This is a genomic window from Candidatus Avelusimicrobium stercoris (assembly GCF_002437085.1).
GTDB lineage: Bacteria > Elusimicrobiota > Elusimicrobia > Elusimicrobiales > Elusimicrobiaceae > Avelusimicrobium > Avelusimicrobium stercoris.
The window spans coordinates 1-14,303 of the sequence record NZ_DJOA01000037.1; the positions used below are offsets into that span (position 1 = coordinate 1).

Below are 14,303 nucleotides of genomic sequence, written 5' to 3' on the forward strand. Positions count from 1 at the left end.
ACAAATGCAGTTTGTAACAACCCTATCCGCCCCGGTGGGTAACTTTGCCCATTTGGACGCAGCCGACTCCACGCACGTAACTGGTGCCCCGATACTCAACTTTTGTAATACCCGTTCTAACGTGGGGAATATCGTAATCAAAGGGGCTAATGCGTACTTAAAACAAGTAAATGTGCAAAACGGAACCACATTAGGCAGTACGAATACGCCCGAATACCGTTTGAGTGAAAAACTGACTATTGAAAACGGTGGAACAGTAAACGCCGGGCGCATAATGGCCAATAATGTTGCTTTTAAAGACACGAATTTCCACCAAAGTAACGTAACCAACACGATTTACGGTAATGACATCCCCGTAATGGGTGGCAAGGCGGACAATATGGATATTTCCGGTACCGCCAAAATTAACAAAAGTGCGCAAAATTCCGCGAACCTTGGGGAAGAACTATGGTGGGATAACCAATACGCGAGTGATTATGACGCTTCCGGGAATAAAAAGACAAATGGCAAAACTTATACCTCGTTTTTACTCAAAAGCAAAACGGCCGGGTGCGACAATTCCGGCGAGTCTGCTTGTGTGAATAGTCAAGGTACTTGGGATAGTTCTTCCTGCGAGTGTATCTGCCCTAGCAATATGGTACTTAAAAACGGGGTTTGCTTGGGCACTTTTAAGGCCAAAGTTATTGATGTGGGGGTCTTGGTTAATTGTCATTATTCGCCCCACTCTGGAAATTTAACAGCAGGCAGAAAAGATTGTTCGGCAGCAGATGCTGACCCTAATGATTGCTACAAGACTGAGGAAGCCCATTATGAACCAGTTTGTTTTGGGGGCGAGCGTTGCTGTGTACACACTTATGAATTTTTTCAGGGAGGTTCTTTGGTTAAATCACCCAAGACTGGTTCAACACAAGAACGCTGGTTATTCTGGGAGGGGGGTACTCGCATTGGCGGACAACAAAATGGACAATATTATTCTGGTGGCTCTATGAAATCTTGCTCTGTCAGCGATTACGATGCCCTTTGTAATTCTAATTGTAAGTTGGGAAGTGAATCTTGTTCCTATAAGTGCTTGATATCAAAAGCCGTGCCCAATGGTTGCCCAAATGGTACTTATAAATATTCAAGTGGAACCTCTTGTAACAACGCCTCTGGTACAGGTAAAGTGCTTACTTGCGTAGCCAATAATTAAGCGTTGTCCATAATTGTCAAAACCCCCGGTTTAGTCCGGGGGTTTTGCGTTCCTAAGGGTCTGCCGTGTGCTGCTTTTGCCCACGTTTCGGCCTTCGGTTGCGTTGCTTTAGTTGAAGCCTTAATGATTAATTAAGGTTAATTTATTATAACTAATTTAAACTAAAACAGCAAATAATATTTTTTACCCGCTTTTTATAGGGCATTTTTGCTTGGGCGCGCGTGCAGGAACGGGTATAAATTAGTAGAATACAATATATGGAAGTAATTATCTTTATACCCATTTTATTTTTATCTATCATCCTGCACGAATTTGCACACGGCTGGGTAGCGCACCGTATGGGCGACGACACGGCCTATCACTCCGGCCGCCTAACCTTAAACCCGCTTAAACACATTGACCCCGTCGGCACGCTCTTGGTGCCTGCGGTGTGTTACTTTTTGCATTTTCCGTTGTTTGGCTGGGCCAAGCCCGTGCCCGTAAATCCGATGCGCTTTCCGCGCCCGCGTAAAGATATGGGCAAGGTGGCGGTGGCAGGCCCGGCGTGTAACTTGCTTTTGGCCCTTATCTGCGTGCTGGTTATGAAGATTTTTCTTTTGGCGCAGAACCATTTTACCGTGCAGACCTTGGAGCAGGTTTTTGTATTTTTACAATATGGGATGTTTATTAACGTATTTTTAGCCGTATTTAATTTAATTCCTATCCCGCCCTTGGACGGCGGGCGCGTGGTGGCGGCCTTGCTTCCGATGCGGGCGGCCTTTAAGTACGAACTGTTTTTCAGCCGCTTTGGGATGTGGGTGGTTTTCGCCCTTATTTTAACGGGTGCGGTGCAATTTATTTTACTGCCGCCCACCCGGATAATCGTCGGATTGTTAGGCAAAATTTTAACCTTGTAGGTTTGCGGAGCGTAAATGATTAACCCTGCGCCGATTAATGTGCATATCAATGTGTTTGAAGGCCCGATGGACCTGTTATTGCACTTAATTAAAAAAGATAACTTGGACATTTGCGACATTAACATCGCCGAAATCACCAAGCAGTACCTGGATTATTTAAACGTAATGAAGGAACTGAACTTGGAGGTGGCCGGGGAGTTTTTGGTAATGGCCAGTACGCTGATGCAAATCAAGGCCAAAACCTTGTTGCCCTCGCAGGCGCCGACGACCGAGGACGAGGGCCCCAACCCCGTAAAGGAACTTATCGCCAAGTTGGTGGAGTACCAAAAATACAAGGAAGCCAGCAAATTTTTGGAAAAAAAGTTTGAGGAAAACAAGGACAATTTTTACCGCTCCGCTCCCATTTTTGACGACGGGGAAAAAATCATTAACCTGCAACTGTTTGATTTGTTATCCGCCGTCAAGCGCGCCTTTGAACGGTTAGACGAGCGCAAACGCATTGAACTTTTAAACGTGGAAGAATTTCCGATTGAAATGAAAATGCAAAAGGTGGTGGATATGTTCAAAAAGCACGAGTGGGTGCTGTTGGACGATATCTTTGTGGGGGAAACCAAAAAGCGCGGCGTGATTACCTGCTTTATGGCACTGTTGGAACTGATGAAGATTAAAAAAATTATTGCCCGGCAGGATGAGCAGCAAGGGCAAATCCGTATTTATTTAAACCCGGAAAACAAAGATAAAGATTTTAAAACCCTTATGCACGGCGACGCTAATTAGCCGCCCGGAGGACTTATGCCAACCGAAGAAAACGTAACACCTGTTCAAGCCGCGGCGCAAACAACGCCCGCGACCGAAAAGCCGGCGGACGAACGGCCCTTTGAACTGGTGCCCACGAGTGAATTTAAGCAGATTGTGGAAACCCTTTTGTTTATTACCGACCGCCCAATAAAACCCTCCCGCATTGCAGACGTAATTGACGGTGTGGATGCGCGGCGCGTGCGCGAGATGATTTTGGAAATCCAAGAAGACTACGCCCAACGCCAAAGCGCTATCCGCGTGGTGGAAATCGGCGGCGGGTTCCAAATGTCCACCAAGCCGGAATTTGGCCGCTGGGTGCGACGCTTGTATAACGAAAAAATGACGACCAAACTTTCCAACGCCGCGTTGGAAACCTTGGCCATCATCGCCTACAAACAGCCGCTTACCCGTGCGGAAATGGAAGCCATCCGCGGCGTGGATGTAGCGGGACCGTTGGAACGCTTGTTGGAGCGCGGGCTCGTGCGCGTGGTGGGCAAAAAAGATACCATTGGCCGCCCAATGGTCTATGGTACGACGGATGAATTTTTACGCATTTTTGGGCTGAACAAAATTTCCGAACTGCCCGACTTGCAGGAGTTTGCTTCCAAAACCTTGCGCGAAAAGCAAGAGGAACTTCCGTTCGGCGAGCCCTTGCCGCCGCTTAAAGAGCCGGCCATTATCCCGCTGGAAGAATTGGAAGGCGAGGAAAAATTGCAGGCGCTGGACGCCTCGTCCGCCGACCCGTTCTTTACGCGCAACAGTTACAACCGCGGGGATATTTTTACCAATGACGCCGCCCCTGAACTTTTAAAGCAGGCCGCCTTGTCCGCCGAGGAAAAAGCCCCGGTGGAGTCTGTCGGCGTGGTTTCAACGGAGCCCGCGCAGGACACGGACCCCGCCTTAAAGGTAAACGAGCAGGTAACCGCGCCCGATAATGCGTTGGCCTCTTTGCAGTCCCGGCGGAAAGAGACGGATAGCAACCCCGCCGACGCGCAACCTGCGCAAGAAAACCAGGAGGATAAATAACTATGAATATTGTTTTGGCCGCCAGCGAGGCGTTTCCGTTTTGCAAAACCGGGGGGCTTGCCGATGTGGTGGGCGCGCTCTGCCAGCAGTTTTCTATGCGCAAGGGCAACAAGGTGCTTTTGTTCCTGCCACACTACCGCAATATTGTGCGGGTATCCTCTTTAAAGGTGGTTCCCGGCGTGTATTTAATCCCGATAGGGGACAGAATAGAGCAGGTTTCGCTTTCTTATATTAACTGGGGCAATGTGTTGGTGTTTTTTGTGGGCAACCGCAAATATTTTGACCGTCCCGAACTCTACCGTACCAAAATGGGCGAATACCCCGACAACGATGAGCGCTTTATTTTGTTTAGCCGCGCGGTGCTGGAAGGGTGTAAGTTTATCGGCTTCCGCCCCGATATCATCCATTGCCACGACTGGCAGACGGGCTTAATTCCCGCCTATTTAAAAACGGTGTATAAGTTGGACGCCTTCTACACCCGCACCCGCAGTTTATATACAATTCATAACATTGCCTACCAAGGGCACTATCCGTATTCCTCGTTCCGCAAGGCGGGCTTCCACCCGGTGGATTACACGCCCGATAAATTTGAATATTACGGGGGAATTAGTTTCTTAAAGAGCGGTATTGTGTTTGCCGATAATATTAATACCGTCAGCCCCAACTACGCGCGCGAAGTTCAAACCGACCCCGCTATGGGTTTTGGATTGGAGGGGCTTTTGCGCTACCGCAGTAAAAACTTTTGCGGTATTGTAAACGGGATTGATACCGATATTTGGGACCCGGAATTGGACCCCGTGTTGCCCATTGGCTACGACGTAAGCGAAGTGGTAAAGGGCAAATTGGCCGCCAAACTGGCCTTGCAGCAGCAATGCAAACTCCCGCAGGAAGCCGACAAGCCGCTTATCGGCATAGTGTCGCGCTTGGATTATCAAAAGGGGTTGGATGTGGTCGTCAATTTGATTGGACGCTTAAAAGACCGCGCGCAGTTTGTGGTGCTGGGTATGGGCGACCCAATGCTGGAAAAGGCGTACCAAAGTTTGGCGCGCAATAATCCCACGTCCGTCAGTTATAACGGCCGCTTGGATGAAGATTTGGCCCACCGTATTTATGCGGGCGCGGACTTGTTCTTAATGCCGTCGCGCTTTGAGCCGTGCGGCCTTTCACAGTTAATTGCTATGCAATACGGTACCTTGCCCGTCGTGTCCAAAGTGGGTGGGCTAGTGGATACCGTAAAGGGCTATGAACCCGGCAAAGAGGATACGGCCACGGGCTTCTTTATTAACAACTTTACCGAAAACGGTATTTACGCCACCTTGGAGGGAGCGCTGGCCCTGTACCAGCACAACCGCCCGGTGTGGACGAAACTCGTCCGCAACGCAATGCGGCAGGATTTATCGTGGGACAAATCGGCCCAGGCCTATTTGGATTTGTACCGCAAAACAATGATTTAGGAGATAAAATGAAGAATATGCGTCGTGTTTTATTTGTACTTTTGGCTTTCGTACTGCTGTCGGTCCCTGCCTTAGCCGGGAACGTAAAGAATCTTATTTGGGTAATTGGGGACGGTATGGGCCCGGAGGCTATCGGCTTTTTTACCGAAGGCGTCCGCTATGCGAACTTGCCGGATTATCCCGAAAAAACCTCCAACTTGGAGCGGATGTTAAATGGCGGTACGTGGGGGCTGTTCTTTAATAACACCTATGATACCTTGGTAACCGATTCCGCCGCCGCGGCTACGCAAATGGCTACGGGCCAACTTTCCCGCCCTGGCGTAATCGGCGAGGATTACAACGGCGCGGCCGCCAAAACCTTACTGGAAATGGCGCGCGAAAAAGGGATGTCCGTCGGCGTGGTTACGGACGTATATGTTACCGACGCCACCCCTGCGGCCTTTACCTCCCACACACAAAACCGCCGCCAGAAAATGGAGATTGCCCGTCAAATGATTGATTTCGGCCCGGAAGTGATTATGGGCGGCGGCCTTAAATATTTTTCCACCGGGGAAAATAAAAAACTTTTAAAACAGGCTAAAAAGAAAGGTTATCATATTGCCACCAACAAAAAGGAACTGGCCAAAATCAAATCTGGTAAAGTGCTGGGGCTGTTTGCCGAGCAAGCTCTGCCGATGACGGTAGAAATGTATATGCACCCGCAAATCCCCACACTTACCGAGCAAACGCAAAAAGCGGTGGAAATTTTGAGCCAGAACCCCAATGGTTTTATTTTAATGGTGGAAGCCGGAAAAATTGACTGGGCCGCCCACGGCAACGACGCGGGCGCGTGGTTTAAGGAAATGCAAAACTTGGATACCTTACTGGGCTATGTGTTGCCTTATGCCGACAAAACGCCCGATACCTTGGTCTATTTAAATGCGGACCACGACACGGGCCTCGGCGCGTTTACCTACCGCCACTTGGGGCAGCAAAAAGTAATGGAAAAAAACGCCCAGGGCGAAGTGCTCTATGACGGCAATGTGGACTACGCTTCCTTTAAAACGTATCACCAGTTTTTACTCCAAAAGCGCAGTTTGTACAATTTAAAGGAGGAGTTGAAAAAACTGTCGCCTGAAAAACGGACCCCGGCCTTATTGCAGGAGCAATTAACCGCCGCTATGGGTTATCCGGTGGATATTTCCGCCTTTAAAAACCCGGAGGATTTGGACGGTCTTTTTAAACAGTTGGACGAAGATCGCGGTATCGTATGGGCTACGCCGTCCCACTCGTCTTTGCCGTTGTTAAGCGTGGCCTATGGCGAGGACGCCGGCGAGTTTTCCGGCCTGTACCACAATACGGACATTTTGCCGCGTATGAAAGCGGCGTTAGGGTGGTAATTTATGGAAGAATTTTTGGAAGAGCCCAAAACGGTTAAAGCCCCCAAACACGTGTTTCACTTGCACCGCAGACTCTTTTTACTGGTGTTTGCGGTGGCGGTTTTGTTGCAAACGGCGGTGTTTGTAAATATGCGGCTGGATACATATTACCAGGAGTTAAACCGCTCGTTTAAAATGATTTTAACCGTAAACGGTACGCCGGACAATGCAAAACTGGCGGAAACGGGCGAATCTTTAAACCAAAAAGAGGACATTGCCGAAGTTCGTCTGTTTTCCCCGCAGGACGCGCTGGAAGCCGTCCGCCGACAAAACCCGCAACTGGCCGATGCTATGCTTTTAATGGGCAAGAATAAAATGCCTGCGTATTACGAACTGCATTTAAATTACAAGGCCATTAACAATATCCGCCCGTTTGCGGATAATTTGTCGGCGGAATATCCGTTCTTAACGCCGCATTATAATTTACAGCACGCGCAACTGCTTTTTTATGTGGGGCTGTGCGCCAAACTGTTAAATTTGGCTGTTGTGTTTGCGCTCTTGTTGTTTTTGGCCTTTATGTTTTTGGTGGAGGCCTATCCGTCGGCCGGGCCGCGTGCACACTTTTTTAGCGGGGCTGTTTCCGGCGTTTTGGCCGGGCTGGCTTCCTGCCTGTTTTTTGCGGTGCTCGTGTATCCTACGGGCTTTTTGGCCGAAGCCGTCAGCCAGTTTACCTCGCTTGGGCGGCAGTTGTTATTATTAGCCTTTTGCGGGCTTTTTGGGTGGACGTTATCTAAATGGCAAAAATTTTAAGCGTTTTATTGGCTCTGTTGGTGTTCGCCTCGCCGCTCTATTGCGACGAGGCCGCCAAGCGTAAGCAGGAGTTGGAAAAACTAAAAAATGCTGCGGCTGAAAAAGAGCGGGAATTGCAAAAATACCGCAAACAGGCGCAGCAGATTTCGCAGGAAATTTCCGCCTTGGAAAACCAAAAAGCGCGCGCCGAACAGCGCAAAAACAAAGTAGAGTCCGACATTACCTATGTAGAGCAAAATTTGCTGTCTATTGAGGATAAACGCGCCGCGTTGGAGCGCAGTATGCCGATGTGGCAGGGGGTGGTGCAAGAGGAATTAACCCAATATTATTTTACGCCCTCTTGCGCGGCTTGCCCGGGCGGGTACAGTTTGGAGCAGGAAATTTTTGTGGACCGTATGGTTACGCACAAGGCCGCCTTTGCCGCTGAACTTAAAAAAGAAAATAAAGAAGCCAAAGAGCGCTTGCACTCGTTTGAGGAGCGCAACAAAAAATTAATGGCGCAGAGTTCCCAAATCAAGCAGGAACAGGCTGTCATTTCGCAATCGTTTAATAAAAAGAAGAAGGATTTGGACGTTACCCAGCGCAAGGCCGACGCCGTGCGCAAGGAAATCAATGAACTGAATAAATCGGCTGCGGAACTTAACAATTTGCTCGCCTCATTTGAGCGAAAACGCAAGGCGGCGGACGCCAAAAAGGCCGCCGCTTCCAAGACCCCGGTCAAAAAATCCACCACGGGCCCGCGCATAGATGCACAGCGCCACTCGTTACCGTGGCCGGTGGCGGGAACGGTTATCAGCAAATTCGGCAAGGAATACCGTGCTGACTTGAATACTTGGATTTTCCGCGACGGGATTAAAATTTCCGCCAAGGCGGGCGAACCTGTCCGCACGGCGGCTGAGGGCAGCGTGATTTACGCCGGGCCCTTCCGCTCGTATGGCAATGTGGTAATTGTGGACCACAATAAAGGGTTCTTTACCATTTACGGATTTTTGAAGGAAATCAGCGCCTCGGTGGGGGATAAACTCCCGGTGCAGGGCGTAATCGGCACGGCGGGGCAGGACACGCAGTCCTCCTCCGGCACGGGCAAGAGTGCGGTATATTTTGAAATCCGCCAAGGTACTACCGCGGTGGACCCGCAGGAGTGGCTGAAATAACTATTTAGAGGATGATATGAAATCAAAAAAATTAAGTCGTTACGCCGTGTTGGCGGCAGTATTGTTTTTTATGGGGACGCTGTTTCCGTACGCGTATGCGGCGGCGGATAACAGTTTAAAGCAACTGCGCACCTTGGTAGATGTGTTGGAATACGTCAAGGAAAACTATGTAGAAGTTACCGATACGGATAAACTCGTTTCCGGCGCGATAAAGGGCGTAGTGGGGGAACTGGACGATTTTTCGCAATATTTGGACCCCAAGGACTATAAGGAACTCAAAAACGACACCCGCGGCGACTTTGGCGGTTTGGGTATCCGCTTGCAGGCGGTGGACGGCTTTATTACGGTAATGACGCCTATGCCGGGCACGCCCGCCTTTAAGGCCGGGGTAATGCCGGGCGACCGCATTGTGGCGGTGGACGATAAGGACGTAAAAAATATGCCCTTGGATGAAGCCGTGGAATTAATGCGTGGCCCCGTGGGCAGTAAAGTAAAAATTACCATTAGCCGCAAGGATGATAAAGGCGAATACAAGAATTTGCCGGACTTTAAATTTAAGCGCGAAAAAATCGTGCCCGAGGTGGTCTATTCCCGTATGCTCCCGGGCAAAGTCGGGTATGTGTATTTGGTGGACTTTTCGGGCCACAGCACCGAAGCCATTAAAAAAGCGTTAAAGGATTTGCAAAAACAAGGGATGACCTCTCTTGTGTTGGATTTGCGCTTTAACCCCGGTGGCTTATTAACGGGTGCGGTGGATATCGCTAAACTCTTTTTGGCGCCGGATGAAATGATTGTCTATACCCAAGGGCGCAAACCCGAGTATTACCAAGAATTTAAAACCTCCGCGCAGCCGGATTACCCGGATATCCCGATGGCGTTGCTCGTCAACCAAGGTTCCGCCAGCGCGAGCGAAATCGTTTCGGGTGCCCTGCAAGACAACGGCCGTGCGTTTATCGTGGGGCAGCGGACCTTTGGCAAAGCCAGCGTACAGCAGGTGATGCCGCTTTCCGGCGGGGCGGGCTTGCGCCTGACGATTGCACATTATTACACGCCGTCCGGTCGTTTAATCCAGCGCGACTACCGCGACAAATCCAAAGCCGACGAGGGCGGTATTGTACCGGATGTGGAAGTTATCTTCCCGGCGGACAAGGAAGCCAAGGTGTTTATGCAGTATAATAATATTGTGCATACGCCCGGTCAAAAAACGCCTGATATGAAGTTTACCGTAGAGGACCCGGTGCTGGATAAAGCCGTGGAAATTCTGACGGGTAAAGTAAGCCTGGAAGATGCCAAAGCCGCTTCTAAAAAGGCGGCCGAAGAGCGCAAAGCCCAAAAGGCGGACAAAAAAAATACCGCTAAAACGGATGATAAAAAAGCCGGGAAAAAGGAAGCCTCTAAATGAAGAAAGATTTTACGATTTTAGGTATTGAATCCACTTGCGATGAAACCTCTGCCGCCCTTTTAAAGGGGGGCAAAGAGATTTTGTCTAATGTTATTTATTCCCAAATTGACGAGCATAAAAAATACCACGGAGTGGTGCCGGAGTTAGCCAGCCGTGCCCACGCCGCCAAAATTGCCACCGTCATCGGCGAGGCCTTAAAGGACCAGCCGATTGATTACGTTGCCTTTGCCAGCGGCCCCGGCTTGCCCGGCGGCTTAATGGTGGGGCGTGTGGCGGCGGAAACGCTTGCAAAATTCAAAAAAGTGCCTATAATAGGAGTAAACCACTTGGAAGGGCATATTTTTGCGTGCGATTTTGAAGGCAACGAAGCCAAAAACAAATTGCAATTTCCGTTGGTGGCATTAGTGGTGTCCGGCGGGCATACGGAATTGTGGTACGTTAGAAACTATGGCGATTATAAAGTATTGGGTAAAACGCGCGACGACGCCGCGGGCGAAGCCTTTGATAAGGTGGCCAAGTTGTTGGGGCTGGCTTATCCGGGCGGGCCGCAGGTATCCAAGCAGGCGCTTTTGGGCAAGCGGGACGCTATCCATTTTCCGCGCCCGCTGTTGCCGGGAACGTGGGAATTTTCGTTCAGCGGTATCAAAACCGCGGTCAGTTACTACCTGCGCGACCATAAAGATTTTTCTATCCCCGATGTCTGCGCCAGTTTTGAAGAAGCAATGGTGGAAACCTTGGTAACCAAAACCCTGTTGGCCGCCAAAAAATATAAGGTAAAACACATTGCCGTAGGCGGCGGGGTGGCAGCGAACTCGCTCCTGCGCGAAAAAATGCAGGAAGCGGCCCAGCAAGCGGGCATAGAGGTCCACTTTGTGGAGCGCAAATTGTCCTCGGATAACGCCGCTATGATTGCCTTGGCCGCTTATAAAAAATTGGAACACGCCGAAAAGACCGGCAAGCCGGTTAAAAAGAATATAGACATTAACCCCAATATGAAGGTACGCAGTTGGGATTAGTGTAAGGAGTCCAAATGATTTTGTGGGTGATGCCCGACGCGGGCGATAAAAGTAAAGACGTTTACGCTTCGTTTATTTCTCTTTTTAAAAAGGAAAATCCGTCCATAGACGTTACCATACGCGTTTTTACGCGCAATGTGCTTTGGCGGCGTATGTTTACCATAAAGCACCCCACACACGAGGAAGAAGTGCCGGATTTGATTCAAATCCCGCACTACTGGACCGCCCTGTTGGTGCGCGAGGGCGTGGCGGAAAACTTGTCGGAACTGGATCCCGGGCTATCCTTAGCCAACTGCTTGGTTCCGCTTAAAGCGCATTGTTACCAGCCGGGTACGAAGGATATTTATTCTTATCCGTGGTGGTTTGATTTAAGCGCGCTGCACTACCGGGCCGACCATTTAAAATTGGTAACCTCCAAGCCTGAGCAGGACCTGGCCACTTGGGACGGGCTTTTGCACACCTGCGAAGCCCTGCGTGAACAATTTAAAGATGTTCCGGGCTATTACCCAATGCAAAACAGCGATTGGCGCGGCTCGCTTTCTATGCGCAACGCCTTGCCGTGTGTATGGGGGCGCGGTTCGGACCTCTTGTCCGCTGACCGCGGCACTACCCTAGTAGGCACAAAGGCGTTTAAAGAAGGTATCCGCGATTATATCAATTTGGCCCTTAAAAACTATATGCCCATTTTGCGCGAGCGCGGTTCGCTGGGGACGGTTGTTTCCGGCAAGGCCAGTATGATGATTTCCCGCAAACAGGGCGTAAGCACCTTTAACGCGCGGCGCGGTATCCGCGTGCGCACGCTCCCGGTGCCGACGACGGGCGATATGTATTTTTCCTATCTGTCCGGGATGAATTTGTTTATCAATACCCAGTCGCAGGAAAAAAAGAACGCCTTAAAATTTATTAAATTCTGCGCCCGCCCGGATATACAACTGCATTATGCTTCTATGATTGACGCCTTCCCGGCGTTTGAAGACGCCTTTGAGCAATTTATTTTCTCCTCTACTCAGCGGCTCAGCACATACAGCAATATTTTGTCCTCTGCGCGTACCTTGCCCAATATCACCATTACGGGCACGATTATGGAGATTTTAAAGCGCGTGCTGGCCGTGTGCGCCACGCAGATTGTAGAGGGCCGTTTCAGCCAAGCCTCCTTGGACAGGGACTTGGACTTAACCGCCAAAGAAATAGAATATTTGTTGTCCATTTACGAGGCCTAGCGTTATGTTTGATAAAAAATCTTATACGCTCTATAAATTTCACAAACAGTTGAACCAGTCGTTCCAAAACAAGCGGGAACTGTTGGAGTGCGCCTTGCCCGCCTTGCGCAATTTGTTTAAGTTGGACCGCGTGTACTTTTTTGACTGGCAGCAGGAGCGCGCGCTGTTATCCCTGCGTATGATGTGCAAAAAGGAATACTGTATGGATATGCAGGAGGATATTTCTGTTTTAAACGAGCCCGTCTTCTTAAAGCAACTGCTGCAAAACGGCGAGGCCGAAACGACCGATTTAAGTTATCCCGCCATTTATGTATTGGTAAAATGGCAGCGCCCGAGTGTGGAATTAAAGGCGGGCGAGGTACACAGTTTTATGCAGGAAAAGGTGGGCGTACTGCGCTTGGAGCGCTTCCGCAAAAACCGCGGTTTTACGCCCGAGGAAAAGGAATTAATCAAGGCCTTGGGACAGGAAATTTCCCACAATTTACGCAATACGGAAATTGACCAGGCCAAAAACCAGCGTTTAAATGTTTCCACCGCGCTGAACGATTTATCTACTATTTTTGCCTCGTCCTTGCGTTTAAACGACGGCCTGGAACTTATTTTAAAGGGTGTGCAAAAATACTTTCGCTTTGACCGTGTCCGCCTGTATTTAACTGACGGAGAGGGCAACAAAATTAAGTCCGTGTTGGGGGTGGATATTTCCGGCCAGGTAACCCACCAGGACGGCGCTTCCTTGCCGCCCGCCGAACAAAATTTACTCAAAGAAGTGTTTGATTCCTCCGCCACTTACCGCTCTACCCGCAGCGTGATTTATATTCCGCTTAAAGTCCAGCGCACGAAAGTCGGTTTTTTGGCGTTTGACAATATTTTGTCGCGCCGCAAGGTGGGGTATTTGGACTTTATTTCCTTACAGCAGTTTGCTACGCAAATGGCGCTGACGATTGACAACGCCCGCCTGTTTGAACGCGTGCAGGAACTTTCCAATTACGACGAACTGACCAAACTTCCGGTGCGCCGCTATTTCAACGAAAAATTTGCGGAAGAAATTTACCGCTCTAAGCGTTTTGATTTAACGATGTGCCTGATTATTATGGATATTGACTGGTTCAAGCAGATTAACGACGGCTACGGACACCAAATCGGCGATTGGGCGTTAAAAGAGGTCAGCCGTGTGATTCGCACCAGCCTGCGCCAGACGGATGTGCCTTGCCGTTTCGGCGGGGACGAAATGGTTATTATGCTTCCGCGTACCAACAGTGAGGAAGCCAAAATTATTGCCAAACGCTTAAAAGAGCGCATTTGCGCCATTACCCTGCCGGACCGTTACACCGACGGAAAGGCCGTGCATTTGAGTATCAGCCAAGGCATTTCCTGCTTTCCGTTTGACGGGGAAACCTCGGAATCCCTTTTGGAAAAGGCCGACAAAGCCCTGTATGTGGTTAAGCAGAACGGGCGCGGCAGTTTTGCGGTGTACCGCGAGGTAGCCGACCAAGTGGCGCAAGCGGGCGACGGCACAGCTAATGCTCGTGGCTCCCAAATGCGGTAAGATTATAAGGACATCTGTGCTTTTCTGTGCCGTCATCCTGGAAAGTCGTAGTCCAGGATCTGTTGTTACAAAAAAAGAAAAATATCAGATACTGGAATGCTCTGCGTCGGCACACCTTCCAATATGGCCCTTATTGACAATTTCTTTTACGCCGTCATCCCCGAGTGTTTTAGTCGGGGATCTGTCGTTTTTTAAGGGAACAACAGCAAAAACAGATTCCCGACTACTACTTTCGGGAATGACGACTGTATTAAAAAAGGAGGTCATCCTGAAACTGGCGGCTTGTAAGGTGCAGCCCTCATTGTTTTCAGGATCTACCGATTGTGTTGTTTAAGGCTGTATTTTTTAAGTGTTTTTATACTGGATTTGCTGTTGATTAAATTAGGGGCTGTTGGTATTTCCCTAATAAGACGGGGAAAAATGCAAAAAACAGT

The 14,303-nt window shown here is 49.6% G+C and carries 12 protein-coding genes; all 12 read left to right on the plus strand.

Going from position 1 to position 14,303, the window contains the following annotated elements; genetic code table 11:
- The coding region (locus B2118_RS05620) for a hypothetical protein (RefSeq protein ID WP_428053990.1) at positions 1-1,189 on the plus strand (1,189 nt) is incomplete at its 5' end.
- 257 nt (positions 1,190-1,446) lie between these two features.
- A complete protein-coding gene (locus B2118_RS05625) occupies positions 1,447-2,085 on the plus strand; it encodes a site-2 protease family protein (protein ID WP_428053992.1) in 639 nt (212 codons plus the stop codon).
- A gap of 15 nt (positions 2,086-2,100) precedes the next feature.
- Positions 2,101-2,862, plus strand: coding sequence for a segregation and condensation protein A (locus tag B2118_RS05630; RefSeq protein ID WP_428053994.1), 762 nt, complete (start codon positions 2,101-2,103; stop codon positions 2,860-2,862).
- A 15-nt stretch (positions 2,863-2,877) separates the two neighbouring features.
- On the plus strand, positions 2,878-3,909 hold the full coding sequence (gene scpB, locus B2118_RS05635; protein WP_428053996.1) for an SMC-Scp complex subunit ScpB: 1,032 nt from the start codon (positions 2,878-2,880) through the stop codon (positions 3,907-3,909).
- Positions 3,910-3,911: 2 nt separating this feature from the next.
- Positions 3,912-5,363, plus strand: coding sequence for a glycogen synthase (locus tag B2118_RS05640; protein ID WP_428053998.1), 1,452 nt, complete (start codon positions 3,912-3,914; stop codon positions 5,361-5,363).
- Positions 5,364-5,371: 8 nt separating this feature from the next.
- Entirely contained in the window at positions 5,372-6,742 is a 1,371-nt protein-coding gene (locus tag B2118_RS05645; protein WP_428054000.1) for an alkaline phosphatase, read from the plus strand.
- Between the two features lie 3 nt (positions 6,743-6,745).
- Positions 6,746-7,531, plus strand: coding sequence for a hypothetical protein (locus B2118_RS05650; protein WP_428054002.1), 786 nt, complete (start codon positions 6,746-6,748; stop codon positions 7,529-7,531).
- Positions 7,516-8,685 (plus strand): murein hydrolase activator EnvC family protein, encoded by a 1,170-nt coding sequence (locus B2118_RS05655; protein ID WP_428054004.1) that lies wholly within the window; start codon positions 7,516-7,518, stop codon positions 8,683-8,685. The genes B2118_RS05650 and B2118_RS05655 overlap by 16 nt, the downstream gene beginning before the upstream one ends.
- 16 nt (positions 8,686-8,701) lie before the next feature.
- Positions 8,702-10,087, plus strand: coding sequence for a S41 family peptidase (locus B2118_RS05660; RefSeq protein WP_428054006.1), 1,386 nt, complete (start codon positions 8,702-8,704; stop codon positions 10,085-10,087).
- Entirely contained in the window at positions 10,084-11,103 is a 1,020-nt protein-coding gene (gene tsaD, locus B2118_RS05665; RefSeq protein ID WP_428054008.1) for a tRNA (adenosine(37)-N6)-threonylcarbamoyltransferase complex transferase subunit TsaD, read from the plus strand. The genes B2118_RS05660 and tsaD overlap by 4 nt, the downstream gene beginning before the upstream one ends.
- A 14-nt stretch (positions 11,104-11,117) precedes the next feature.
- Positions 11,118-12,323 carry an extracellular solute-binding protein gene (locus B2118_RS05670; protein WP_428054010.1) on the plus strand — a complete coding sequence of 402 codons (1,206 nt, stop codon included), beginning with the start codon at positions 11,118-11,120 and terminating at the stop codon, positions 12,321-12,323.
- A gap of 4 nt (positions 12,324-12,327) precedes the next feature.
- Entirely contained in the window at positions 12,328-13,869 is a 1,542-nt protein-coding gene (locus B2118_RS05675; RefSeq protein ID WP_428054012.1) for a GGDEF domain-containing protein, read from the plus strand.
- Positions 13,870-14,303 lie beyond the last annotated feature (434 nt).